The 23,973-nt window shown below is 61.7% G+C and carries 24 protein-coding genes, 1 tRNA gene and 1 pseudogene; 14 read left to right on the top strand and 12 right to left on the bottom strand.

The window, feature by feature from the left end:
• The first annotated feature begins 47 nt into the window (after nucleotides 1–47).
• Together N5D22_RS16435 and N5D22_RS16430 are read left to right on the top strand one after the other, a co-directional pair.
• Nucleotides 48–356: a hypothetical protein gene (locus tag N5D22_RS16435; protein WP_279656814.1), complete on the top strand. Its 309-nt coding sequence runs from the start codon at nucleotides 48–50 to the stop codon at nucleotides 354–356.
• Between the two features lie 262 nt (nucleotides 357–618).
• Nucleotides 619–2,178 carry a hypothetical protein gene (locus tag N5D22_RS16430; protein WP_279656815.1) on the top strand — a complete coding sequence of 520 codons (1,560 nt, stop codon included), beginning with the start codon at nucleotides 619–621 and terminating at the stop codon, nucleotides 2,176–2,178.
• A 94-nt stretch (nucleotides 2,179–2,272) separates the two neighbouring features.
• Here N5D22_RS16430 and rpsA read toward each other — a convergent pair whose 3' ends face one another.
• On the bottom strand, nucleotides 2,273–3,973 hold the full coding sequence (gene rpsA, locus N5D22_RS16425) for a 30S ribosomal protein S1 (protein ID WP_003522474.1): 1,701 nt from the start codon (nucleotides 3,971–3,973) through the stop codon (nucleotides 2,273–2,275).
• Between the two features lie 151 nt (nucleotides 3,974–4,124).
• A complete protein-coding gene (gene cmk / locus N5D22_RS16420) occupies nucleotides 4,125–4,805 on the bottom strand; it encodes a (d)CMP kinase (RefSeq protein WP_279656968.1) in 681 nt (226 codons plus the stop codon).
• Between the two features lie 199 nt (nucleotides 4,806–5,004).
• Between cmk and N5D22_RS16415 the strand changes: the two genes are divergently transcribed.
• Both N5D22_RS16415 and N5D22_RS16410 read left to right on the top strand, forming a co-directional pair.
• Entirely contained in the window at nucleotides 5,005–5,391 is a 387-nt protein-coding gene (locus tag N5D22_RS16415) for a TIGR02300 family protein (protein WP_279656816.1), read from the top strand.
• A gap of 152 nt (nucleotides 5,392–5,543) precedes the next feature.
• Nucleotides 5,544–5,619: transfer RNA gene (locus N5D22_RS16410), tRNA-Ala, on the top strand.
• A gap of 76 nt (nucleotides 5,620–5,695) precedes the next feature.
• On the opposite strand, the gene N5D22_RS16405 is transcribed toward N5D22_RS16410, so the two are convergent.
• Both N5D22_RS16405 and N5D22_RS16400 read right to left on the bottom strand, forming a co-directional pair.
• Nucleotides 5,696–6,196: a thermonuclease family protein gene (locus N5D22_RS16405; protein WP_279656817.1), complete on the bottom strand. Its 501-nt coding sequence runs from the start codon at nucleotides 6,194–6,196 to the stop codon at nucleotides 5,696–5,698.
• A 72-nt stretch (nucleotides 6,197–6,268) separates the two neighbouring features.
• A complete protein-coding gene (locus N5D22_RS16400; protein ID WP_279656818.1) occupies nucleotides 6,269–6,643 on the bottom strand; it encodes a PAS domain-containing protein in 375 nt (124 codons plus the stop codon).
• A 207-nt stretch (nucleotides 6,644–6,850) separates the two neighbouring features.
• Here N5D22_RS16400 and N5D22_RS16395 point away from each other — a divergent pair, with 207 nt between their 5' ends.
• The 7 genes and pseudogenes from N5D22_RS16395 (at nucleotide 6,851) to N5D22_RS16360 (ending at nucleotide 12,258) form a co-directional block, all read left to right on the top strand.
• Nucleotides 6,851–7,753, top strand: a complete 903-nt coding sequence (locus N5D22_RS16395; protein WP_279656819.1) for a hypothetical protein — start codon at nucleotides 6,851–6,853, stop codon at nucleotides 7,751–7,753.
• 69 nt (nucleotides 7,754–7,822) lie between these two features.
• Entirely contained in the window at nucleotides 7,823–8,794 is a 972-nt protein-coding gene (nadA, locus tag N5D22_RS16390) for a quinolinate synthase NadA (protein WP_279656820.1), read from the top strand.
• Nucleotides 8,791–10,364 (top strand): annotated as a pseudogene (locus N5D22_RS16380) (L-aspartate oxidase). Before nadA ends, N5D22_RS16380 begins: the two are co-directional and overlap by 4 nt.
• Before the next feature lies 1 nt (nucleotide 10,365).
• The gene (gene nadC, locus N5D22_RS16375) at nucleotides 10,366–11,223 is read left to right on the top strand and encodes a carboxylating nicotinate-nucleotide diphosphorylase (RefSeq protein ID WP_279656821.1); all 858 of its coding nucleotides are present in this window, start codon (nucleotides 10,366–10,368) and stop codon (nucleotides 11,221–11,223) included.
• A gap of 149 nt (nucleotides 11,224–11,372) precedes the next feature.
• Entirely contained in the window at nucleotides 11,373–11,624 is a 252-nt protein-coding gene (locus N5D22_RS16370) for a GlsB/YeaQ/YmgE family stress response membrane protein (RefSeq protein WP_065116337.1), read from the top strand.
• A gap of 12 nt (nucleotides 11,625–11,636) precedes the next feature.
• The gene (locus N5D22_RS16365; RefSeq protein WP_279656822.1) at nucleotides 11,637–12,047 is read left to right on the top strand and encodes a DUF3597 domain-containing protein; all 411 of its coding nucleotides are present in this window, start codon (nucleotides 11,637–11,639) and stop codon (nucleotides 12,045–12,047) included.
• A 22-nt stretch (nucleotides 12,048–12,069) separates the two neighbouring features.
• Complete coding sequence (locus tag N5D22_RS16360) at nucleotides 12,070–12,258, top strand: hypothetical protein (protein ID WP_003522463.1); 189 nt, start codon at nucleotides 12,070–12,072, stop codon at nucleotides 12,256–12,258.
• Between the two features lie 88 nt (nucleotides 12,259–12,346).
• Here the strand turns inward: N5D22_RS16360 and cydX are convergent, their stop codons facing one another.
• From cydX to N5D22_RS16320, 8 genes are all read right to left on the bottom strand, one after another.
• A complete protein-coding gene (cydX, locus tag N5D22_RS16355; protein ID WP_003508602.1) occupies nucleotides 12,347–12,469 on the bottom strand; it encodes a cytochrome bd-I oxidase subunit CydX in 123 nt (40 codons plus the stop codon).
• A gap of 25 nt (nucleotides 12,470–12,494) precedes the next feature.
• The gene (gene cydB, locus N5D22_RS16350) at nucleotides 12,495–13,652 is read right to left on the bottom strand and encodes a cytochrome d ubiquinol oxidase subunit II (protein ID WP_279656823.1); all 1,158 of its coding nucleotides are present in this window, start codon (nucleotides 13,650–13,652) and stop codon (nucleotides 12,495–12,497) included.
• Between the two features lie 6 nt (nucleotides 13,653–13,658).
• On the bottom strand, nucleotides 13,659–15,236 hold the full coding sequence (locus N5D22_RS16345; protein WP_279656824.1) for a cytochrome ubiquinol oxidase subunit I: 1,578 nt from the start codon (nucleotides 15,234–15,236) through the stop codon (nucleotides 13,659–13,661).
• 67 nt (nucleotides 15,237–15,303) lie between these two features.
• Nucleotides 15,304–16,995: a thiol reductant ABC exporter subunit CydC gene (gene cydC, locus N5D22_RS16340; protein WP_279656825.1), complete on the bottom strand. Its 1,692-nt coding sequence runs from the start codon at nucleotides 16,993–16,995 to the stop codon at nucleotides 15,304–15,306.
• On the bottom strand, nucleotides 16,992–18,779 hold the full coding sequence (cydD, locus tag N5D22_RS16335) for a thiol reductant ABC exporter subunit CydD (RefSeq protein ID WP_279656969.1): 1,788 nt from the start codon (nucleotides 18,777–18,779) through the stop codon (nucleotides 16,992–16,994). Before cydD ends, cydC begins: the two co-directional genes overlap by 4 nt.
• Nucleotides 18,780–18,796: 17 nt before the next feature.
• Complete coding sequence (locus N5D22_RS16330) at nucleotides 18,797–19,375, bottom strand: GbsR/MarR family transcriptional regulator (RefSeq protein ID WP_279656826.1); 579 nt, start codon at nucleotides 19,373–19,375, stop codon at nucleotides 18,797–18,799.
• A 2-nt stretch (nucleotides 19,376–19,377) separates the two neighbouring features.
• A complete protein-coding gene (locus N5D22_RS16325) occupies nucleotides 19,378–19,584 on the bottom strand; it encodes a hypothetical protein (protein WP_279656827.1) in 207 nt (68 codons plus the stop codon).
• A 252-nt stretch (nucleotides 19,585–19,836) separates the two neighbouring features.
• Entirely contained in the window at nucleotides 19,837–20,868 is a 1,032-nt protein-coding gene (locus N5D22_RS16320) for an L-idonate 5-dehydrogenase (RefSeq protein ID WP_279656828.1), read from the bottom strand.
• A gap of 220 nt (nucleotides 20,869–21,088) precedes the next feature.
• On the opposite strand from N5D22_RS16320, the gene N5D22_RS16315 reads away from it, so the two are divergent.
• The 3 genes from N5D22_RS16315 (at nucleotide 21,089) to N5D22_RS16305 (ending at nucleotide 23,957) form a co-directional block, all read left to right on the top strand.
• The gene (locus tag N5D22_RS16315; protein ID WP_279656829.1) at nucleotides 21,089–21,844 is read left to right on the top strand and encodes an SDR family oxidoreductase; all 756 of its coding nucleotides are present in this window, start codon (nucleotides 21,089–21,091) and stop codon (nucleotides 21,842–21,844) included.
• A gap of 85 nt (nucleotides 21,845–21,929) precedes the next feature.
• Entirely contained in the window at nucleotides 21,930–22,823 is an 894-nt protein-coding gene (locus tag N5D22_RS16310; RefSeq protein WP_279656970.1) for an NAD(P)-dependent oxidoreductase, read from the top strand.
• Nucleotides 22,824–22,973: 150 nt separating this feature from the next.
• Nucleotides 22,974–23,957, top strand: coding sequence for an aldose 1-epimerase (locus N5D22_RS16305; protein ID WP_279656830.1), 984 nt, complete (start codon nucleotides 22,974–22,976; stop codon nucleotides 23,955–23,957).
• The last annotated feature ends 16 nt before the right edge of the window (nucleotides 23,958–23,973 follow it).

Here is a 23,973-nt window from a genome sequence, read left to right as displayed (position 1 = left end):
TGCCGCTTGCGACAGTCACTTGAGCGAAACATGATGTGAGTTCAGACATGACAGATATTTCCGGCCTACCCGGCAGCGCCGCTTACGATGCCGAACCCAATGCCGCGCAGGCGCTCATGTCCATGGCCGCCCCGCCGCTCGTTCCGGATGAAGCGGTCTTCGCCGCCTCCGGTGAAGAGGATACGCCGACCGACCCTGCGGCCACGCAGCCGGAGCGAAGCCTTCCCAAGGCGAGCTGGCTCGATGCCATGCCGCCGGAGGCTTTTGAGGCGGCAGCCGCTGATCCTGACCACATCTCCTCTGTTAACTCAGACGATAACGGCCTTTACCGCATGTTCATCGGCGTCTCGCCCTGACTGGCGCCGGCCGGAGAATTCCTTGGTTAGCCAAATCTTAATATCTGCAAGCCAAGATCGAGCCAGATGATTCTGTATGCGCAGGCGCTGGCATTGCGGCCAGAGGCATGTATACGGCGCTCCCGCATGAGCGGGCGAGATGACACCTGTACATCACCGGCGCGGCGATTTTTCAACATTTAAGCCAGATGCGGATCACAGAGCCAATGGGGATTGGCCCTTACGCAGCCAGCGGCGGTCACCGATAGAAACGGAGCGCAGCATGTTACCGCCTGTACCGAAAATTGCGGCAACCGATGCCGCCTATGGGACCATGATCTCGCTGACGCCGCGCAGCCCGGTGAAAGAAACCCTGCCGCCGCAAACGAGCGCCCCTCTGCCTGAAAACAGCGGCAGCCTTTTCGCCCGCGCCGCAATCGCTTCCCTTACCAGCGAATTTCAGCTTTCCCGCAGCACGGCGGTTCTTGCAGAAGCGCTCGGCAAGCTGATGAACCTACCCCGGCGGGATGGCGAGGCCGTGGAAACCTATGTGACGCGGCTGACCGAGGCGCTGCGCGCCCTGCCGGCCTCGCAACGTCTGGCGCTGGAACAGCAGGTCGGCAAGGCCCTGCAGGGCCTGACCCTGTCAATGCTCGCCGAAATCCTGAAGCAGCCGACGGGGCCGGATGCTGCGCGTCTGGCGCTGCTGATCGAGCTTTCGCGATACAGGGGAATGGATCTGGCGGCAAAGGCGGTGGTCTCCTCCTACCAGCAGAACAATTCCGCCGCTCCCGCCCCCGCACAGGCAGCCCAGCCGAAACAGCAGAACGCCCCGAGCCAGAATGCGGACAGTCGCCCCTCTCCGGCCGCGACAGCGCAGACGGCACAGGCGACGAATTCCGCCGTCGCCAGCCGGCTCCTGCCTCTGCTTATCGGCCCGCTCGCGCTCGGTGGCGCAGCCATGAAAGCCACGATGGCGGCGCTGGCGGCGCAGCTGGACCTCCGGCCCACGTTTTCCACCCCAGCTGCCGACACACATGATACGCCGCCCAATGCGGTAAAACCGGATGGAAGAGCCGAAAACACCGCACGTCCGCTTCCGTCGCAAACCGGCAGCGTGACCAAGGAGGTATCGTCAGAGACCCGTCCGGCAAATCCGCCCCGTGCCGAAACCGGCGGAATGCGCCCTGCCCTTCCGCATCGGGAGGCGGTGAAGACGGAGCAGAAAGAAATCCGCACGGCTTTTGCCCCGCCATCCGGTCCGCTCGCGGATGACGCCGAGACCATGAACAACCTTCTGCTTGCCGCTACGGCCGGTAAACTTCCGGTCAAGGCGACCAGCACACAGGGCCCCCTGCCCGCACAACAGGGTGTTGCGCAGCAAGCATTAGATGATCAGCCCGCCGAAAAATCGGCCCTCGCGACAGCCGCTGCCCGCCCTTCGGGTGAGGAAACGGAAACGGTGGCCCATCGCCCCGAAGCCCAGCCCCTGCCGCGGGCCGTGCTGGACCCGGAGGCGAGAATGGCGATGCTGGAGCAATCGGCTTCGCAATCCCTGGTCGCTGCGGCTCTGGTAAAAGAAGGCACGCCGCTACCGCTCATCGCCTATCCGCCGGCGGATGAGGACTATGAACAGGAAACGCCGCCGCGTGGAGGCGGACCTTTTTCAGAGGAAGAGGCGGAAGGTGAGGCCGAGGCCGGGGCTGAAAATTCCGATGGTCAGGACGATACGGAAGAACGCATTGCTGCCAATGACACGACGGACGAGCAGGAAAGCACGCCCGCGGCGGCTTCTGACGACAGTGCGGAAAATTATTATCTGAAGATGAGCGGCATGCTCTGAGAAGCGCGCCGCGCCCACCCACCGGCAATAGCTGAAAGCAACAAAAAACCCGCCGGAAATTCCGGCGGGTTCTTCATTTCAAAGATCGGAGCGATTATTCGCCGCGGTTCTTCAGAGCCGCGCCGAGGATGTCGCCGAGCGAAGCGCCCGAGTCGGACGAACCGAACTGTGCGACGGCTTCCTTCTCTTCAGCGATTTCCAGAGCCTTGATCGAAAGCATGACCTTGCGGTCCTTCTTCGAGAAGTTGACGACGCGGGCGTCGACAACCTGGCCAACCGAGAAGCGCTCGGGGCGCTGCTCGTCGCGGTCACGGGAAAGGTCAGCGCGACGGATGAACGAGGTGAGGTCTTCGTGGTTGACGAGCTTCACTTCGATGCCGCCATCGTTGACGCCGATGACTTCAGCGGAAACGACTGCGTTCTTGCGCAGGTCGCCGGAAGAAGCGGCTTCGCCGACAGCATCCTTGCCGAGCTGCTTGATGCCGAGCGAGATGCGTTCCTTCTCGACGTCAACGTCGAGAACGACAGCCTTGACGACGTCACCCTTGTTGTACTCTTCGATGACCTGCTCGCCCGGACGGTTCCAGTCGAGATCCGACAGGTGAACCATGCCGTCGACATCGCCTTCGAGGCCGATGAACAGACCGAATTCGGTCTTGTTCTTGACTTCGCCCTCAACTTCAGTGCCGGCCGGATGGCTGTAGGCAAATGCCTGCCACGGGTTTTCCAGCGTCTGCTTGAGGCCGAGCGAGATACGGCGCTTGGACGGATCGACTTCGAGAACGACAACGTCGACTTCCTGGCTCGTGGACAGGATCTTGCCGGGATGGACGTTCTTCTTGGTCCAGGACATTTCGGAAATGTGGATCAGGCCTTCGATGCCCGGCTCCAGCTCGACGAATGCACCGTAGTCGGTGATGTTCGTGACCGTACCGGAGATCTTCTTGCCAACCGGGTACTTGGCGGAGATGCCATCCCACGGATCGGACTCGAGCTGCTTCATGCCGAGCGAGATACGGTGGGTTTCCTGGTTGATGCGGATGATCTGAACCTTGACCTGCTGGCCAATGTTGAGGATTTCCGAAGGATGGTTGACGCGGCGCCATGCCATGTCGGTAACGTGCAGCAGGCCGTCGATGCCGCCGAGGTCAACGAACGCACCGTAATCGGTGATGTTCTTGACGACGCCGTCAACAACCTGGCCTTCTTCGAGGTTCTGAACGATTTCAGAACGCTGCTCTGCACGCGACTCTTCGAGAACCGTACGGCGCGAAACGACGATGTTGCCGCGACGCTTGTCCATCTTGAGGATTTCGAAGGGCTGCGGGTTGTGCATCAGCGGGGTAACGTCGCGGATCGGACGGATGTCGACCTGCGAACGCGGCAGGAAGGCAACAGCGCCGTCCAGATCGACGGTGAAACCACCCTTGACCTGGTTGAAGATAACGCCTTCGACGCGCTCGCCAGCTTCGAACTTGGCTTCGAGCTTGACCCAGCTTTCTTCGCGGCGAGCCTTCTCGCGCGACAGAACGGCTTCGCCGAGAGCGTTTTCGATGCGCTCGACGTAAACTTCGACTTCGTCGCCGACCTTCAGCGTGCCGTCCTTGGACTTCGCGCCGAATTCCTTCAACGGTACGCGGCCTTCAACCTTGAGGCCGACGTCGACGATGGCAACGTCCTTCTCGATTGCCGTTACGATACCCTTGGCAACATAGCCTTCGGCAAGATCGTTGGAGGCAAAGGATTCTTCGAGAAGCGCTGCGAAATCTTCGCGCGTGGGGGTAGATACTGACATGAAATCTCCTGATTGCATCCGCGCTATGGCGAATACAAAAGCGCCGGTGGGCTAGTGTTGTTGATACCCGACCCCATGCCCGCCTTTTCAAAAAGGCTTTCCGGCGCAAGGACATGTCTTCGGGCAATTCCGGACTAAACGCGGACCGAATTCAAGCGGTTCCGCGAGAAACCTGTTTCTCCAGGGCGGCGTCGATGATCGTCCGCGCGGCCTGAAACGCCGCCTCTATACTCATTTCCGACGTATCTAGCAAGTGCGCGTCTTCAGCCGGCTTCAACGGGCTGTCGGCGCGGCCCATGTCGCGCTCGTCGCGTTTTTTCACCTCGGCGAAAATGGCATCATAATCACCGCTGCCGCCATTGGCCAGAATTTCGTCATAACGGCGTCGCGCCCGCACGTCGGCAGAGGCCGTGACGTAAAGCTTCACCGGCGCCTGCGGGCACACCACCGTGCCGATGTCGCGCCCGTCAAGCACCGTGCCCGGCTCTTTCGCGGCAAAACGCTGCTGCGCCTTCACGAGCGCGCGCCTTACCGGCGTCATCACCGCAATCTTCGATGCGGCTTCACCGATATCGTGCCGGGAAAGAATGGAGCGATCCAACCCCGCAAGGTCGACTTCCAGCGCCATCTTCTCGGCCACGGCCTCGTCATCGAGCGGCAGGCCGGCGTCCAGAAGCGCCTTGGCGGTCGCCCTGTAGGTCAGGCCGGTATCGAGATGGTGGAAACCATAGGTCTCGGCGATCCTGCGCGACAGCGTTCCCTTGCCCGCCGCAGCCGGCCCGTCTATGGCGATTGTAAAGGTCATGCAGCTTCCCGCCTGTGCGTCCGTCATCCATATAATAGAGTGTGTCACGCCTCCCCATTTATATCGGCATCCCCGCATAAGGGTTGCGCCGGGGCAGGCCACACCCGAAGTTTGTCTTTGACACGAAAGAGCGCAACGATTAAGGGGACCGGCTATAAATTTTACCGTCTATGCCGGTTTTACGGCGTACACACCGAAACTCATTCGACAATTTGAGGCTTAGACAGTGGCAAAAGCGGAACTTGGTACCAAGCGCACAGACCCCGATACCGGCAAGAAGTTCTACGACCTGAACCGCGATCCGGTCGTTTCTCCCTACACCGGCAAGTCCTGGCCGCTCTCCTTCTTCGAGGAAAGCACCGCCCAGGCCAAGATGGAACAGGCTGAAGAAGAGGATGTGGCGGAAGTCGACACCGAAAACACGGAAGTCGAACTCGTATCGCTGGAAGATGCCGATGGCGACAACAGCGGCGACGACATCCCTGATCTCGGTGACGACGACGATGTCGAAATCGACGACGATGACGACACCTTCCTCGAAACCGACGACGAAGATGACGACGACGACATGTCCGGCATCATCGGCGTATCGGGCGACGACGAAGAAGCTTGATTTAACTTGATAATTCGGCCCGACGACAAAAAAATGACGCCGGGCCGTTTTTTATGCTTGCACTCGTCGGAAAGCCGCAGTAGTAAGCCGCCACCGAACGGAACAACAACCGCTTCGGTTCCCGGAACCGGAAGAAATGCCGGAACCCTTATGGGGCTATAGCTCAGCTGGGAGAGCGCTTGCATGGCATGCAAGAGGTCAGCGGTTCGATCCCGCTTAGCTCCACCAAATCCTTCCCAGACAAAAATATCTCCGCTTCGGCCAGCCGCTTTTATGCATCCTGCAAGCCGTTTGACGGGATCGCCTATTGCAGCAACGCCCGCACATCCTGCCCGTTGATACGGCATTCCACGGAATTGCCGGCACCACCCTCCTCCACCGCCCGACATTCCAGATATCTGCCGCGCAACCGGTTCTCCAGCACCTTGAAGGCGTTGAGGCCGCAGGCGTAACGGCGGCCGTCGGGGCCGGCGCAGACGCGGTTGCGCTCGACATCCTCCACGCCGGAGAGGCGGAATTCCTGGCCCTTGAAGGTGAAGCGATTGCTGGAGATGACGCGCAGGCGCTCATCCGCATGCATTTTCAGCGGATAAAGATCGGGCGGCGTCGGAATGCGCTCGTAATTTTGGTGACGGGGATCCACCCGCACCGGTGAAGTGGTCCACAGCAGTTCCGTATTGGCCGCAAGGCCTGCTGGCGCCGATGTCGCCTCGCCATTGACGAGCGAAGCGATGCGGATGCCGGCCATGCCGAGGCCAATGGCCAGAACGATCTGAAACAGCAAAATTGCGATCTGCCGGACCATGTCACCGCAACATCAAAACAATGAACGAATTAAAATCGATCGCCGTCTCCTCACGAAGAGGTCCGTCGCCTATCACATCAATAAAATCTTGCCGGCACTGACATCCCGCACCGTGCCCATGGCCATGATCGGAATCCGGTCGCCATCCAGGATCACCCGCCCCGTTGTCCGCAGCCAGCGGAAACCGCCGGATGTGAGCTGAATGCGGTATTCCTGATCATAGAACACGCCATTCGTCAGCGAATTGTAAACCGCCTTGGCGACACGTGCCCGCGAGCCGCTTTCGATCTGCGCGATGAAATTTTCGACCGGAATGCCGCGGGCGGCTTCTTCCGGGGAAAAATCGCGCAAGCGGGCGGCCACGGCGTCGAGATAGATCAGGTTTTGCCCGATATTCCAGGTATAATAACCCACAAGTGTCTCTTCGAGCGATATGTTCTGCAACATCGGCCTTCTTACCGTCTGAAATGCTTGTGCGGGTCTTTAACATACCAGACGATAGACGGCTAACCACAAGAATTCATCCTTCCGTCTGACAGAATGGGGTTTGTCGGCGGCGGATTATCGACAGCCCTTTTCGGCCGCCATGTTGGCGAAGCCGGCTTCCTGTGCCAAAGAAGATTGATCCCAGAGCCAACGACCAGAGGAGCCGCCGTGACCATCGGGCTTGCCCATGCCGAACTCATCGCCGTCGTCACCGCCATCACCACGGATGAGCCACGGGTCATGACCGTTCGCGAGGGTGCAGCCCTTCCGTCGGGACCGTTCGAATTTGGGCACAGAACGCTACAGAGCGGCTTGCGGGAGTGGATCCACGAACAGACCCATCACCCCGTCGGTTATCTCGAACAGCTCTATACCTTCGCCGACCGCGACCGCAACAACGACATTTTGGGCGGCAGAACCATCTCCATCGGTTATCTCGGGCTGGTGCGCGAACAGGAAGCCTCCGGTGGCAAACGCGCCCTCTGGCATGGCTGGTACGAATATTTCCCCTGGGAGGACCATCGCCAGGGACGCCCGGCGGTTCTGGACAGCATCATCGACAGGCTGCGCGCCTGGGCGGATTCCGATCCCGCCTCCAGAAACCAGCGCCATTTGCGGGCCGATTTCACCTTCGGCCTCGATGGCGGCGGCTGGAACGAGGAACTGACCCTGCAGCGTTACGAGCTGCTGTATGAAGCCGGGCTGGTCGAGGAAGCGCTGGGCGAACCCCGGATCAATTTCGGCAGGCCGATGTTTGCCGATCATCGCCGCATCCTCGCCACCGGCATCGCCCGTCTGCGGGCCAAGATCAAATACCGGCCGGTGGTGTTCGAACTGATGCCCGACGCTTTCACGCTCCTGCAGCTGCAGCGCGCCATCGAGGCGCTGGCGGGGCTGACGCTGCACAAGCAGAATTTCCGCCGGCTGATCGAACAGCAGCAGCTGGTGGAAGAAACCGGCGACATGGCGACCGAAACCGGCGGACGCCCGGCCAAGCTTTTCCGCTTCCGCCAGACGATTCTCGATGAACGCGCCCTTTCCGGAACGAAACTGCCGCTCTCTCGCAATTGACATATACTCATAATGAGAATATGTCTTTGCCCTAGATATACTCAAAGAGAGTATAAATGGGAGAGCACCGTGAACGAGCAGATTTCCGCCGCAAGGCTTTATGACCGCGTCAGCAGAGTCATTCCCAAGGCCGAATGGATGGGCTTTCAGGACGATGTGGATGCGATCCTGGAGCTGAAGCGCAAGCGCAACGCCGTCATCCTCGCCCATAATTACCAGACACCGGAAATCTTCCATGGCGTCGCCGATATCGTTGGCGACAGCCTCGCCCTTGCCCGCAAGGCGATGGAGGTGGAAGCGGATGTCATCGTTCTGGCCGGCGTGCATTTCATGGCCGAGACGGCGAAACTGCTCAATCCGGAAAAAACCGTGCTCATTCCGGATATGGCCGCCGGCTGTTCGCTGGCCGATTCCATCACGCCCGAGGACATCGCGCTGCTGCGCAAGGCCTATCCCGGCGTTCCGGTCGTCACCTACGTGAACACCTCCGCCGCGGTGAAGGCCGCCTCCGACATCTGCTGCACCTCGGGCAACGCCCGTCAGGTGGTGGAATCGCTCGGCGTGCCGCGCGTGCTGATGTTGCCGGATGAATATCTGGCGAAGAACGTGGCGCGGGAAACCAATGTCGAGCTGATCGCCTGGCGCGGCCATTGCGAGGTGCATGAACTGTTCACCGCCGATGATATTCGCGAATTGCGCGAAAGCCATCCGGGCGTCACCGTGCTGGCGCATCCGGAATGTCCGCCCGATGTCGTGGAAGCCGCGGATTTTTCCGGCTCCACCGCCGTCATGTCCGACTATGTCGGCCGCGAGCGCCCCGCCCGCGTGGTGCTTCTGACGGAATGCTCGATGAGCGACAATGTCGCCGTGCATCACCCGGATGTCGAATTCATCCGCCCCTGCAATCTCTGCCCGCATATGAAACGCATCACCCTTGGCAATATCCGTACGGCCCTTGAGGAAAACCGCCACGAAGTGACGGTCGACCCGGCCATTGCCGTCGCCGCCCGCCGTGCCGTGGAAAGGATGCTGGAAGTATGAGCGAACGCCTCCCGTCGCAGCAGGACTGGACGGTCATTGTCGGCAGCGGCATTGCGGGCCTGATGGCGGCGCTGACGCTTGCGCCGCAGCCCGTGCTGCTTGTCACACGCGGCGTTCTCGGCGGCGAGACCTCCAGCGCCTGGGCGCAGGGCGGCATTGCCGCCAGCCTCGGGCCGGACGATAGCGCCGCATTGCATCTTGCCGATACGCTCGCCGCAGGCGACGGCCTCTGCGATAAAGATATGGCCGCAGAGATCGTTTCCGCCGCCCCCGCCGTCATCGAGGCGCTGGAGCGGGCCGGAGTGCGCTTCGACCGGGATATGCCGAGGGCAGGCTCGTCTTCGGGCTGGAGGCTGCCCATGGCAGAAGGCGCATCCTGCATGCCGAAGGGGACGGGTCGGGCGCGGCCATCGTCAGGGCTCTCGCCGCCGCCGTTCTTCGCACGCCCTCCATAACCGTTCTGGAAGGCACGGAGGTTCGCCGCCTGCTGACGGAAAATGGCGTCATCGCCGGTCTCGCCTGCATCGGGCCAAAAGGCTGCTTCACCTTGCCGGCAAGCGAGATCGTTCTCGCCACCGGCGGCCTCGGCGGGCTTTATGAGGCGACGACCAATCCCTCCGGCAATTTCGGGCAGGGCATCATGCTCGCCGCCCGCGCCGGCGCCATCCTCGCCGATATGGAATTCGTGCAATTCCACCCAACGGCGCTTTCCTCGCCCCGACGGCCGCTGGCGCTGGTGAGCGAGGCGGTGCGGGGCGAAGGTGCGCTGCTTCTCAATGAAAACGGCGAACGTTTCATGGCTGCCGTTCCGGGTGCGGAACTCGCCTCGCGCGATATCGTCGCTCGCGCCATCGACCGCGAAATCCTGCGTGGCGGCAAGGTCTTTCTCGATGCCCGCAGGGCGCTCGGCTCGGGTTTTTCCACCCGATTCCCCTCGATCGACCTGCTCTGCCGCGAAGCCGGGATAGACCCCGCCCGTGAGCTCGTGCCGGTCCGCCCGGCGGTGCATTACCATATGGGCGGCGTCGCCACCGATGGCAGAGGCCGAAGCTCGGTGCCGGGCCTTTGGGTTGCCGGCGAAACCGCCTGCACGGGTCTGCATGGCGCGAACCGGCTTGCAAGCAATTCCCTGCTGGAAGCGGCGGCCATGGGCATGCGCGCGGCGCAAGACATTGCCGGCAGACCGGCATATGCGGGAAAACAGGCAGCGGATATCGCAACACTCCCCGTGCCCGATTTCCCGGCAGCCGACCTCTCCCCCGTCCGACCCGTCGTTTCCCGCCATCTCGGCATCGTAAGACATGCGGAAGGGCTGACGGGCGCGATCCGCGATCTTCTGCCACTGGCAGAGCGGAACGGCCCGGCATCCGATCCTGCCCTTGTCGCGCTTGCCATCGCCGTCTTCGCGGCGCTGCGCGCGGAATCGCGCGGCGCGCATTTCCGCGACGATTTCCCTGAAAAACATGCGACGGCGACGAGGCGCAGGCTGAATCTCAGCGACATCCTCACCATCGCCCATGAATTTTCCTCTTCCAGCCATTCTTCGGCCGGCCTTGCGCGGAGCGCCTGACATGACCCTATCTCCCCTGCCACGCCTCATCATCGAACCGCTCGTGCGCAACGCCCTTCTGGAAGATCTCGGGCTGGCCGGCGACATAACGTCCGCCGCCGTCATTCCCGCCGATCATCGCTCGGTCGTCGTCATGGCCGCGCGCGAACCGGGCGTTATTGCCGGTCTCGACGCGGCGAAACTGGCTTTCCAGCTCGTGGATCCGGCCATCGTGATGAAACGGCATGTGCAGGATGGGGCCGCCGTAGCACCCGGCGATATCATCGCAACGATCGAAGGCCCCTCGCGCGGCCTTCTGACGGCGGAACGCACGGCGCTGAACTTCCTCGGCCACCTGTCGGGCATCGCTTCCGTCACCGCAAAAATCGCTGCCGCCATTGCCGGCACCAAGGCCTCGGTCGCCTGCACCCGCAAGACGACGCCGGGGTTGAGAGCGCTGGAAAAATATGCGGTGCGCGCCGGCGGCGGCATGAACCACCGGTTTGCGCTTTATGACGCCGTTCTCATCAAGGACAACCATATCGCCGTGGCCGGCGGCGTGCGCGACGCCATCCGCCGCGCCCGGCAGGGCGTAGGGCATCTCATCAAGATCGAGGTGGAGGTCGATACGCTTGCGCAGTTGCGCGAAGTCATGGATGAGGGCGTCGATGCGATCCTTCTCGACAATATGACACCCGAACAGCTGCGCGAGGCGGTGGGGATCGTCGCCGGTCGCGCCATTACCGAAGCGTCCGGCCGCATCAATCCGCAGACGGCCGCAGCCATCGCCGCAACCGGCATCGATCTCATCTCCGTCGGCTGGCTGACCCACAGCGCGCCGGTTCTCGATATCGGCCTCGACTTCCAAAATCAGAGCTAAGAATATGCGGCGCATAGTTCGCCGCACGGAACCAATCGCCCATATCGCCGTTATTGCTCCGCCTGAGGTCTATTCAAGGCGGGGGGATCAGTGCGCGCAAAAGCCTGTCCATATGCCTGCGGACCTCTCTCACAAAGGAAAGGCCTGTTATGGAAGACGCACAAGTTGGCTGGATTGCAGCAATCATTATCGGCGGCGTAGCCGGTTGGCTCGCCGAACAGTTCATGAAAAGCAATATGGGTGTTTTCATGAACATTATCCTCGGCATTGTCGGCGCCATCGTCGCCAATTTCCTTCTGGGGCTCGTGGGCATTTCGCTCGGAGGCTGGATTGGCTATCTCATCGCCGGTTTCATCGGCGCCTGCATTCTCATCGCCGTCGGGCGGGCATTTCGCCGCTAAGGGGAGGACACCATGAGCTTTTTCGACAAGATCAAGAACGCTATTTTCGGCAAGGCCGAGGCCGCACCGCAGACTTCGGCGCCGGCCGGCACGCCGGCAACCACGGCAAGCCCGGCAGCACCAGCCTCGCCCGCGCCGACAACGGCGGCACCGGCGCCGACCGGCAATGTCGATGTCGCTTCCATTCTGGATGCGGCTGTCAAGAAGAACGGCCAGAAGCTCGACTGGAAACACTCCATCGTCGACCTTCTCAAGGCTCTCGACCTCGACAGTAGCCTGACGGCCAGAAAGGAACTCGCCGGCGAGCTCGGCTATACCGGCAATACCTCGGACTCCGCGACCATGAACATCTGGCTGCACAAGGCCGTCATCAAGAAACTGTCCGAAAACGGCGGCAAGGTTCCGGCCGACCTTCTGGATTGAACCGATAAACGGGAGCGCCGCGATGGACGACTATTCCAGCCTGAGAGAGCAGATCGGCCAGGACCTCGACACCCTGCACAGGACCGAAAATCCGAAATCGATCTTCGAGATCGCCGACGACTATCTTCTGGGAAATCCAAATCTCAAGAGAGCCATCGTCGAAGACATCATCAAGGAAGAAGCGGACAAGCGCGGCATCGCGATCCACTGACGCCGCGCGCCGCACGCACGGCTGTCCTACCCAAAAGGGCGGTATCCCAACCGGATGCCGCCCTTTTTGGGCCGTGCGCCTCGAAGCTCTATTTGTCCAGCTTCGCTTCGGCCTTTTTCGCATTTTCTTCCATCAGCTCATACCACATCGCGTTCATGACCGCGAAGATGGCGGCGAGAGGCAGGCCGAGCAGCCAGGCGAAATACCACATGTTCGATCTCCTTCTTTCTTGAATATCAGTAGGCGTGACCGCTGTCGTCGCGGATCGCCTTTTCATCCACCTTGCCCCACAGCACGCGATAGACCCATGACGTATAAGCGACGATGATCGGGATGAAGATGAGGGCGACGACCAGCATAATGAACAGCGTCATATGGCTGGACGACGCATCCCACACCGTCAGGCTCGATTTCGGATCGACCGAGGACGGCAGGATGAAGGGAAACATCGTCAGCCCCACGTTTGCGACGATGCCGAAAATGGCGAGCGAGCTGGAAAGCAGCGCCAGCACCTCCTTGCGGGCCCTGAACAAGACGAAGGTAACAAGCGGGAAGGCAAGACCGAGCGCCGGCGCCAGCATCATCCACGGATGCGTCGTGTAGTTCGAGAACCAGACGCCTGACGCAATCTCGACCGTTTTTAACAGCGGATTGGAGGGGCCGTCGGTCACGACGTCCGAGGTGAAGCGATAGCCATCGATACCGAGCCACAGGAAGACCCCGCCAAGCGCGAAGAGAACGGTGGTGGCGAGTGCCGCGATGCTGCCGAAACCGCGGGCGCGGGCCGCCACTGCGCCATCGGTCTTCAGCACCAGCCATGCCGCGCCGTGCATCACCAGCATGGCGACGGAAACCAGGCCGCAGAGAATTGCAAAGGGGTTCAGAAGTTCGAACAGCGTGGTGCCGTCATAGAAAATCCTGAGATCGTCGTTCAAATGGAAGGGAACGCCCTGCAGCACATTGCCGATCGCCACGCCGAAGATCAGCGCGGGAACGAAGCCGCCGATGAAGAGAGCCCAGTCCCAGCCGTTGCGCCATGCGGCGCTTTCACGCTTGGAGCGGTATTTGAAGCCGACCGGCCGCAGGATCAGCGCAAACAGGGTGGCGAACATCGCCAGGTAAAATCCTGAAAACGACACGGCATAGAGCGGTGGCCAGGCGGCGAAGATCGCGCCGCCGCCAAGGATCAGCCAGACCTGATTGCCTTCCCAGACCGGGCCGACGGAGTTGATGACGACACGTCGTTCGATATCCGTCTTTGCGACGAAGGGCAGCAGTGCGCCCGTGCCCAGATCGAAACCGCCGGTGACGGCAAAACCGATGAGCACCACGCCGAGCAGCAGCCACCAGATGACGCGCAGGGTTTCATAGTCGATGAGTTGATGCAGGATCATGATGGCTTACTCCGCAGCGGCGAGTTTTTCAGGAACGAGCGGCGCTTCCGGCTCATGGTCCGGATCAGGCCCCTTACGAATCGCCTTCAGCATCAGCCCCATTTCGACGATGAACAGGACCGTATAGATGGCGATAAAACACAGAAGCGTAATCAGGACCGTCGAGGCGCTGAGGCTGGAGACGGCGGCGGCCGTGGGCAGCACGCCCTCGATGATCCATGGCTGGCGGCCGAATTCCGCAACTATCCAGCCCATTTCCGCCGCGATCCACGGCAGGGGAATGGCGAAGACCGCCACCTTCAGCAGGAACGGATAATGATCCAGCCGGCGGCGGGCCGAAAGATAAAAGAAGGTCGCCGTCAACAGGATGAAGAACATGCCGAGACCGACCATGATGCGGAACGCCCAGAACAGGGTGGGCACATGCGGAATGGTATCCGCAGCCGCCTTGGCGATCTGCTCTTCATTCGCCTGGCGCGGATCGTCGACATAACGCTTCAGCAGCAGGGCATAACCGAGCTCATGGCCGAGTTCGGCAAAGGTGCCGCGCACCTCTTCCGGCAACTCCGCGCCCTTGCCCGTGGCGCGTATCTGCATCAACGCGTCATAGGCCTTGATGCCGTCGCGGATGCGGGTCTTGGCCTGCTCCACCAGATCGTTGATGCCCGGGATCTGCGTGTCGAGCGAGCGGGTGCCGATGAGGCCCATCACCCACGGGATCTTCACGGCAAAATGCGTCTCGCGCGCTTCCTGATCGGGAAAACCGATGGCCGTGAAGGGAGCCGGGGCCGGCTCGGTTTCCCACATGGCCTCGATGGAGGCGAGCTTCATCTTCTGGTGTTCGGTCGAGAGATAACCGCTTTCGTCCCCCAGCACGACGACCGAAAGCGCGGAAGCGAGACCGAAGGAGGCGGCGACCGTCATCGACCGCTTGGCGAGATCGACATGGCGTCCCTTCAGCACATACCAGGCCGAGACGCCGAGCACGAAGATGGAGGCCGTCACGTAACCCGCGGAAACGGTGTGGACGAATTTCGCCTGCGCCACGGGGTTGAACAGGACCTCGAAGAAGTCAGTCACTTCCATGCGCATGGTCTGGGGATTGAAGGCGGAGCCCGCCGGGTTCTGCATCCAGCCATTGGCGATCAATATCCACAGCGCCGAAAAATTCGAACCGATGGCCACGCACCATGTCGCGGCGAGATGGCCGAGTTTCGACAGCTTGTCCCAGCCGAAAAAGAACAGGCCGACGAAGGTGGCTTCCAGGAAGAAGGCCATCATGCCCTCGATCGCCAGCGGCGCACCGAAGATATCGCCGACATAGTGGCTGTAATAACTCCAGTTCATGCCGAACTGGAATTCCATGACGATGCCGGTCGAGACGCCCAGCACGAAGTTGATGCCGAACAACGTGCCCCAGAATTTGGTCATCTGCCGCCAGATCGTCCGGCCGGTCATGACATAAACCGTTTCCATGATGGCGATCACCACCGATAGTCCGATCGTCAGGGGAACGAACAGAAAGTGATATAAAGCCGTCACTGCAAATTGCAGGCGCGACAGCGCCACTATGTCGAGTTCCATGGTCCTATCCACCTTTTCCGGAAGGCCGGCCTTCCATTTTCAAGACGACGCCGGCTCTCAAAAAATCTCAGTCCGGGCGCAGTGTCTCCAGCACTACGCCGTATTCCGGGGTACCGCTTTGACATTCATCAAATTGACGCCCCTCTTTCAGCACGATGATGCGATCGGCAAATTCCGCCTCGCGGCGATTATGGGTGATCATCACGACAGTCTTTTCCTGCGCCCTCGCAAACAGCCGGGTGAGCACGTCGCGGGCGGTCTCGCCGTCGAGCCCCTCCGTCACCTCGTCGAGAAGCCAGAGCGGCCGGTCGGCCAGCAGGAAACGGGCGAGCGCCAGCCGACGCGACTGGCCGGCGGAAAGCCCCTGGCCCGCCTCGCCAAGCCTTGTCTCCAGCCCGGCGGCCAAGGATTTGGCGTGTTCGGCAAGACCCGCCGCCTCGAGCGCGTCCCATAACTCGGCCCCGGTTGCGGCGGGTTTCGCCAGCCGCAGGTTGTCGGCGATACTGTCGCGGAAAAGCTGGCTTCGCTGCGTCATCAGGGTGGACGGCAGGGCGTCGACCGTACCCGCAGCAGGCTGCAATTCACCCGCCAGAAGCTGGATGAGGCTTGTCTTGCCCGCGCCGCTCTGGCCGATGATGGCAACCCGTTCCCCGGAGGCGATTGCAAGGTTGATATTCGTCAGGACCGGATTGTCGTTTCCTTCCCGCTCCAGACGCACGTTTTTGAGCTCCGCCGCCATGCCGTCGACCGGCGAGGCGGGACAGCGGCCTTCAGCCCTTGCCGAAAGACGCGGCGCGATGCGCCTTGCGGAAAACAGCGTGCGCCCAAGTTCCATCGCCCCGCGGCGCAGCGCCGTAAAAGGCTCCAGCGCGGCAAAACAGACGAGCAGGCCGAGTGCTGCGGCCGGCACGCTCACCGCCCCCTGCTCCGCAAGCCAGGCCATGCCCAGGAGGGCGGCGCTCAGGAGAATGGCCGCTGAAACTCCGAAGGAAAACCCGGCACTGGCCTCGATACGGTTCAGGCCATCGTCACAGGCACAGAGGTAATCGTCCACCCGTTTCACCGCCGCGACCTGCGCGGAAAGACGACCGGCGGTCAGCAGCTCCGCCTGCCCGCTGACGAGATCGGCCGTGCGGGCACGAAGGGCTTCCAGCCCGATTGCCCGGCGGCGCGAGAATTTTTCCGCCCGCAACGCGGCGTGCACCGAAATTCCAAGGCCCGCCGCGATGAGGAAAGCGGCTGTCAGAATGCCCGCCAGAGGATGAAGAAAAGCAAGTCCGAGCCCCGTTACGATTGCGGCAAGGATGGCAACGGCGGCTGGAACCAGAACACGCAGGTAAAGCGAATCCAGCGCATCGATATCCGCCGTCAGCCGGTTCAGCAGGCGCGCAGGCCTTGCCTCGAGGGATTTCGCGGCCTGCGGCGCGGCAAAGCCGCGAAACAGCCTCTCCCGAAGTGCCGCGAGCACGGAAAGCGTTGCGTCATGGGTCGTCATGCGTTCGCCGTAACGGGCGGCGGTACGCGCCAGCGCCAGAAGACGAATGGCGGCCGAAGGCGCAAAGACATCGAAGGCATAGGCCGTTGCCGGCAAAAGACCGGCAATCGCCGTAGCGGTGATGAACCAGCCGGAAACGCCGAGAAGACCGATGCCCGCCAGCACCGTCGTCACCGCCAGCGCCGCGCCCGCCAGCAGCATGCCGCGCCGCGCCGACCAGAACAGGGCGATAACGGGTCTCAATATCGCAAAACGCGCGATCATGGCTGCCCCCCCGAATGGATCGCCGTCATATCCACGATCCTGTCCATGCGCGCCGCAAGCACCGGATCATGGGTCGCGACGATCAATGTCCTGCCATCTGCCAGTTGCAGCAGGTTATCCGTGACGAGCGCAGCCGTTTCCCGGTCCAGATGGGCTGTCGGCTCATCGGCCAGAACAAGCTGCGTTGCGGGGTCTGCGAAAGCACGCGCAATGGCAAGCCGCGCCGCCTCCCCGCCCGAGATTCCATATCCGCCGTCACCGATCTGCAGGCGCCGGCGTGCATGCGTCAATTCATTAAGCCCGGTGCGGCGCAGCGTCTCTTCCACCATGCCATCACTGACAGCCGAACGGCCGAAGCGAATATTCGCCTTCAGCGAACCGGCAAAAAAGAACGGCTTCTGGCTGACCCAGCCGATCGTCCTTCGCAGCCCATCCGCCGTCGCATTGTCGAGCTTCACGCCGCCGATCCTGATCGAGCCCTCTCCAGCCTCGGCCAGCCCGGCAATCAAGGAGAGTACAGTGGATTTGCCACAACCGGAAGACCCAAGAATCGCAACTCGTTCACCCTGCTCAACCGTCAGGTTGAGGTTCTGGATGACAGGCGGAGCATTCGGGTAAGCGAAGGAGAGATTGTCGATCTCCACCAGACCGGGCGTCGGGAATGGGACAGACGCCGCATCCGCGCCTGCGCCCGCGATGACCGCACCGCCAGCTGCCAACTTGCCGAGCACATCAAGCGCCGCCTCACCCGCCGCGCGGTCGTGCCAGACGGCGGAGAGTTCCCGCAGCGGCTCGAAAAAGGCGGGAGCGAGAAGCAGGATGAAGAGACCCTCGGCCAGGGTGAGCTTTTCGCCCCAGGCGCCGAAATTCAGAAAACCGAGCAGATGGAAGCCGATATAGACGGCCGTCATGGCAACGCCGAGCGCTGCGAAAAGCTCCAGCACCGCCGAGGAGAGAAAGGCGACCCTGAGCACCGCCATCGTCCGCTTCTTGAGGTTCTGCGCATCGACGTTCAGGCGCTCCGCCGTGAGATCGACGGCTTCGAGCGTGCGGATCGTTTCCAGTCCGCGCAACCGGTCGAGGAGGAAGGCGTTCATATTGCCGGTCTCGACCAGTTGCTTTTCACTGGCGGCCTTGGCCTGCCAGCCGATGAGCGCCATGAAAAGCGGGATGGTTGGCATGGCGAGCAGCAGCACCAGCGCCGCAATCCAGGTAAAGGGCAGGATCGCCAGCACGAAAACCACGGGAATGATGGCGGCCTTCATGCGCGCCGGCTGGAAACGGGAAAGATAAGGCACCAGCGCTTCCGCCGCCTCGGCCAAAACACCCGCCGCCTCTCCGGAGGCGGTGCGCGACAGATCGAGCGGGGAAACCTTCGCGACAGCCTGCAGCGCTTCCAGCCGCTTCTGCGACAGGACCGCGCGGGCGGCACGAAACGACAGCCGTGCGGCCATTTTCTCGAGCCATGCCTTGATGAGGCCGAGGATGAGAACCGCAGCCGCAGCCGGCACGATCGCCATCATCGGCGCGCCGTCGGCAATTCTTCCGACTGAGAAGGCAAGCAACCCTGCCTGCGGCAGCCACAGCAAAGCCGCCAGCACATGCAGCAGTGCCACGGTTCTCCCCACCACCGGGGCACGTGTGATTTTCTCCCGCCCGACGGCTCTGCCGCGGGAGGTTCTGCGGTTGGCATTGCGCCGACGCATCGCATCGGGCGAGACTGCACCCGGCGCGGGACAGGCTGCCCCGTCACCATCGGCCCCCTGGCGGATTTCCACTGATATGCTCACGGCCGCTCTCCTCACCCGTCCTTCTTCGCGCTACGGGGTCTGGCGAGGGAGACGATCTTGTCCTTGGCCTCCAGAAGCTTCGTGACCTTCGAGCCGAGCGCCAGAAGCGAGGCCAGCCTTTCCGTCTCCAGCCGCTTCACATCGTCATACCAGCCGGTCAGCTGCTCGATCAGCGTCTTCATCTCGTCGATGCGCTTCTGCGCATGCCGCTCTTCTTCGTTTTCCGGCGTTTCCATCAGAATTTCGCGAAGCACGCTGAGCGTGGGATCGATCTCGCGCTTCTTGCGCTCTTCGGCAAGGGTGCGGAGAATCTGCCAGACATCGTCAGGCGTCGTAAAAAAATCGCGCCGGTCGCCGGGAAAATGCTTGAGAATTGCAAGGTTCCACGCCTGCAGCTCCTTCAGGCTCATCGACACGTTGGAACGGGAAATGCCGAGCGCCTCGACAATATCGTCCGCACACAGCGGCTGCGGCGAAATATAAAGCAAAGCATAGACTTGGCCGACGGTGCGGTTGATGCCCCAGCGGCTGCCCATCTCACCGAAATGCAGCACGAAGGACTGAACGAGCGGGGACAGGCTGGTCGGCATTTTTACGTTTCCTGAATTTTCAGTAATTTCTGAAATTTCGATAACGCAAAAAACGACAGGCGGCAAATCACCTTTTTGACCTGCGTCAAAATGTGCAAATGGGCAGAAACGACGCCGGTAAAGACGGTCGTGGGTGCAGCCCGGGGCAAAATATGCGGCAGTCGTGTTAGGGGGGATGACAGGCTGGGGCGTTTGCTGGCGTCCGTCACTTTCCCTCCGTCATTCCGGCCTTGAGCCGGAATCCAGCCAGCCCAAGCCCTTGGGCTGAAAGGACTCTCTCGCCGCGCAGACGCGCGTCGGCTAGATTCCGGCTCAAGGCCGGAATGACGTATCTAAAGCAGTTGATGATATCGATAACATCTTCACAAGTCTCCACGGGCAAGAACCCGCCGAAAAAAATCGGCGGCGGGATGACCCGCCGCCAATCGAAACGTCGGCACATTCGCGCGTAGAAACCTTGCTTACGAAAAAGCGATCTGCACCTTCATCGCACGGCTGCGGTCCGAGGCGAATTCGAAGGCCGAGATGGCGTCGGCGAGATCGACGGTCTGGGTGATGAACGGCTTGACGTCGATCAGGCCCTTGCGCATCAATTCGACCCCGGTGGCGAATTCCTCGTGGAAACGGAAGGAGCCGCGCAGATCCAGTTCCTTGGCGGTAATCGCCATCATCGGCAGGCTCATATCGCCGCCGAGGCCGAGCTGGACGATGATGCCGCGCGGACGAAGCGCCGCAATACCGCCGGCAAGCGCCACGGCGGCGCCAGAGCATTCATAGAGAACATCGAAGGTTCCCTTGTTCGCGCCATAGGCGGCAAGTGCGTCGGGCTCATCCTTGCTATTGATGACACGATCCGCCCCCGCCTCACGCGCCTTGGCAAGCGTGAAATCGGAAAGATCGGTCGCGACGATCTCGGCCGCGCCGGCGCGGCGGGCCGCCAGAATGGAGAGGATGCCGATCGGGCCGCAGCCGGTGACAAGCACGCGTTTTCCCAGCAAATCACCGGCGCGGCGCGTGGCATGCAGCGTTACCGCCAGCGGCTCCGCCATGGCCGCCTCACCGGCGCTGAGCCCATCGGCCGGCACGCATTGCAGGGCGTCGGCCACCAGAACCTCACGGAAAGCGCCCTGAATATGCGGGAAAGGCATGGCGCTGCCATAAAAGCGCATGTTGAGGCACTGGTTGTGCAGGCCTTCCTGGCAGAAACGGCAGGTTCTGCATGGGCGGGACGGTGAAACGGCGACCAGACCGCCGACCTTCAGCCCTTCCACGCCGTCGCCCAGTTCTTCGATGACGGCGGAGACCTCATGGCCGAGCACCATGGGTTCACGAAGCCGCACCGCGCCGAAACCGCCATGATTGTAATAATGCAGATCGCTGCCGCAAATTCCGCCACGGACCAGACGAAGCCGCACTTCTCCCGGCCCCGGCGCTTCCTCGGGCCGCTCCTCGATGCGCACATCCTTTGCCCCATGGGCAACAATCGCTCTCATAAATATCTCCCGTTCGACATCGCACCTGAGCGGCGCGACAAAATAATCCGCATCCCTGTCACCGCCGCCTGACGCGCATTTGCACGTCGTGCCACCTCCCCGCCCGCCCGATCCGTACCGAAAGCGGGCGTTTAAGCCTTGACATCCACGTCTGAAAGGGATGAATGTTATCGATAACATAAACTTGTACGAATGCAATGTCGAGAGACTGGAGGAAACAGTGGGCCTTAAATTGTTCGATCTTTCCGGCCGCCGCGCCCTGATCACGGGTTCGTCCCAGGGTATCGGCTTCGCGCTGGCGCAAGGGCTGGCGGAAGCGGGAGCGGAAGTGGTGCTGAACGGGCGCGACGAGGCGAAGCTTAAAACCGCCGCCGCCGGCATCAAGGGTGCAAAAACGCTTGCTTTCGACGCCACCGATCATGAAGCGGTGCGCAAGGCCATCGACGGTTTCGAGGCGGAAGTCGGTCCCATCGATATTCTGGTCAACAATGCCGGCATGCAGCATCGCACGCCGCTCGAGGATTTTCCGGCGGATGCCTTCGAGCGCCTGCTGCAGACCAACATCGCTTCGGTGTTCCACGCCGGACAGGCTGCAGCGCGCCATATGATAAGCCGCGGCCGTGGCAAGATCATCAACATCGCCAGCGTTCAGACCGCCCTTGCCCGCCCCGGCATCGCGCCCTACACCGCCACCAAGGGCGCCGTCGGCAACCTGACGAAAGGCATGGCGACGGACTGGGCCAAATACGGCCTGCAATGCAACGCCATCGCACCCGGTTACTTCGACACGCCGCTCAACGCCGCCCTGGTGGCGGACGAGATCTTCTCGGCATGGCTTGAAAAGCGCACGCCGGCCGGCCGCTGGGGCAAGGTCGAAGAGCTTGTCGGCGCCTGCATTTTCCTGTCGTCCGATGCCTCGTCCTTCGTGAACGGACATATTCTCTATGTCGACGGCGGCATCACCGCTTCGCTTTAAAAACGCTGAAACCGGATGGCCGGCTGCGGCTATCCGGTTTTGAACCGAAGATACCACGACACTTTGGGAGGAGGCCGTGAACACCATGACCGAGAAGAACAAAGTCGCCCTGATCGGCGCCGGCGCCATGGGCGGGGCGATCGGCACACGGCTCATCGAGACCGGCAATCAGTTGTCGGTTTTCGATCTGGATGCGGAAAAGGTGGCGGCGCTGACGAGCCTCGGCGCACAGAGCGCGGGTACGGCGGCGGAAGCGGCTTCGATCTCCGATGTGGTCATCCTCAGCCTCAATTCGCCTAAAATCGTTCGCATCGCCGTCTTCGGCAAGGATGGCGTCGCGGCGGGGGCGAAGCCTGGCACGCTCATCATCGACATGTCCTCCATCGACCCGGAAGCGACGAAGGAACTGGCGGCAGATGCCGCGGAAAAAGGCCTTCGCTGGGTGGACAGTCCCCTCTCGGGTGGTGCGCCAAAGGCGCTCATCGGACAATTGACGCTGATGGCCGGCGGCAGCGAAACGGATGTGGCCGATGCGCATCGCGTGCTGCGGCATGTGGCCAGCAATTATACCCACATGGGACCCTGCGGCGCGGGGCAGACGACGAAACTCATCAACCAGGTTCTGTGCGGGCTGAATTTCCTTGCGGTGGCGGAAGCAACGCAGCTTGCGCTGGATGCCGGCGTCGATGCCGCCAAAATCCCGCAGGCGCTGAAGGGCGGCCGTGCCGACAGCGCCATCCTGCAGGAATATATGCCGCGATACGTGGCCAGGGACTACCGCCGCACCGGCCGCATCGACAATATGGTGAAAGACCTCAACGGCGCGCAGGATCTCGCCCGGCGCACCAACACGGCCATGCCGCTGACGGCGGTTTGCGCCGAGGTGCACCGCATGCTGACGGCGGCAGGGCTGGGTGGCGAGGATCAGGCCGCGCTGATGGAGTTTTTCAGTGGCGCGAAGCGAAGCTTTCCGGACTGATTTTCCCGGCAGACATGGAATGGCAGGAGCCTGTTGATACGCCCCCTGCGAACCATTGCGAAATTGTCCTTCAGCGAAGATGATCGGGCGAGTCGGCACGGTAATTGCCCCGATGACCGCAGAGGCATGCATGCAAAGGACAATTTCCCGATGACTATCTCCACGACAGGCACGGGGATTGCCGGTCTGACCGTTTCCGGAAACGGTTTCACTGCCGAAATCGCTTATGAGGGCGCGACGCTTCTAAGCTGGCGGCCGGTCTCTGCCGATGGCGGCGAAGGCGAAAATCTTGTCGACGGATATTCGACGCCTGCCGAAATGCAGTCGCAGAACGGGGTCAGGAACGGCATTCTCGCACCCTTCACCAATCGCATCCCGGATGGTCGGTTCAGTTTTGGCGGGCAGATGCACCGCATTGAGCCGGTGCTTGCTCACGAGGCCCTCGTCTTCCACGGATTTGCCAGAGCCCTGCCCTTCGCACTTGCGCAGTCTTTCGAGAAAAACGGCGCTCACATTCTCGTCTTCCGCGCCGAAATAGCGCCTGCGGATTTTAAGGGTTATCCCTACCGTCTCGCCATCGAGGTGGAATATCGTTTCGCCGGCCATGAGGTCGCCATCGACATACGCGGCATCAGCAGCGATGACCGGCCCCTGCCTTTCGCCGCCGGCTGGCATCCCTATTTCCGCCTGCCCGGCACGACGTCTATTGACGATCTTCTCCTCACGCTGCCCTCGCGAACGGCCATTGAAACAGACGAAGACCTGATCCCCCTGCGTAACCCAGAGGGCGGGATGGTCAAACGGGACGACACCCGTTTTCTCTTTGCACCGCTGGCCGGCCATGTGCTCGATGTCTGCTTCACCGATCTGATTGCATCCGAAAACGGGCTTTACGAAACGAGGCTCGAAAACCGGCACGACGGTTCGAGCCTGACGGTATGGCAGGAACGCGGGCACATGCATGTCTTCACCGGCGACACGCTGGCCCGTGACAGGCGACACTCCATTGCGCTCGAACCGGTGGAAACGCCCACCAACGCCTTCAACCAGCCGGAACTTGCGGATGCGATTACGCTGCAACCAGGCGAGACGCGAAGCTTCCGCTTCGGCGTCCGTTTCGAGGCGGCACGCTGATCAAGGTTCGATGATC

This window comes from Agrobacterium sp. GD03872 (assembly GCF_029840625.1).
Lineage (GTDB): Bacteria > Pseudomonadota > Alphaproteobacteria > Rhizobiales > Rhizobiaceae > Agrobacterium > Agrobacterium fabrum_A.
The sequence above is the reverse complement of the archived record's forward strand: the minus strand, read 5'-3'. Positions and strand labels throughout refer to the sequence as shown.

Coding starts and splice junctions, on each gene's coding strand:
- N5D22_RS16370 (WP_065116337.1), top strand. CDS start 11,373: ATGGAAGACGCACAAGTTGGCTGGATTGCAGCAATCATTATCGGCGGC.
- N5D22_RS16430 (WP_279656815.1), top strand. CDS start 619: ATGTTACCGCCTGTACCGAAAATTGCGGCAACCGATGCCGCCTATGGG.
- N5D22_RS16365 (WP_279656822.1), top strand. CDS start 11,637: ATGAGCTTTTTCGACAAGATCAAGAACGCTATTTTCGGCAAGGCCGAG.
- N5D22_RS16435 (WP_279656814.1), top strand. CDS start 48: ATGACAGATATTTCCGGCCTACCCGGCAGCGCCGCTTACGATGCCGAA.
- N5D22_RS16310 (WP_279656970.1), top strand. CDS start 21,930: ATGACCGAGAAGAACAAAGTCGCCCTGATCGGCGCCGGCGCCATGGGC.
- N5D22_RS16345 (WP_279656824.1), bottom strand. CDS start 15,236: ATGGAACTCGACATAGTGGCGCTGTCGCGCCTGCAATTTGCAGTGACG.
- N5D22_RS16330 (WP_279656826.1), bottom strand. CDS start 19,375: ATGCCGACCAGCCTGTCCCCGCTCGTTCAGTCCTTCGTGCTGCATTTC.
- N5D22_RS16320 (WP_279656828.1), bottom strand. CDS start 20,868: ATGAGAGCGATTGTTGCCCATGGGGCAAAGGATGTGCGCATCGAGGAG.
- cmk (WP_279656968.1), bottom strand. CDS start 4,805: ATGACGGACGCACAGGCGGGAAGCTGCATGACCTTTACAATCGCCATA.
- N5D22_RS16405 (WP_279656817.1), bottom strand. CDS start 6,196: ATGGTCCGGCAGATCGCAATTTTGCTGTTTCAGATCGTTCTGGCCATT.
- cydC (WP_279656825.1), bottom strand. CDS start 16,995: ATGATCGCGCGTTTTGCGATATTGAGACCCGTTATCGCCCTGTTCTGG.
- N5D22_RS16360 (WP_003522463.1), top strand. CDS start 12,070: ATGGACGACTATTCCAGCCTGAGAGAGCAGATCGGCCAGGACCTCGAC.
- cydB (WP_279656823.1), bottom strand. CDS start 13,652: ATGATCCTGCATCAACTCATCGACTATGAAACCCTGCGCGTCATCTGG.
- nadC (WP_279656821.1), top strand. CDS start 10,366: ATGACCCTATCTCCCCTGCCACGCCTCATCATCGAACCGCTCGTGCGC.
- cydX (WP_003508602.1), bottom strand. CDS start 12,469: ATGTGGTATTTCGCCTGGCTGCTCGGCCTGCCTCTCGCCGCCATCTTC.
- N5D22_RS16400 (WP_279656818.1), bottom strand. CDS start 6,643: ATGTTGCAGAACATATCGCTCGAAGAGACACTTGTGGGTTATTATACC.
- rpsA (WP_003522474.1), bottom strand. CDS start 3,973: ATGTCAGTATCTACCCCCACGCGCGAAGATTTCGCAGCGCTTCTCGAA.
- N5D22_RS16305 (WP_279656830.1), top strand. CDS start 22,974: ATGACTATCTCCACGACAGGCACGGGGATTGCCGGTCTGACCGTTTCC.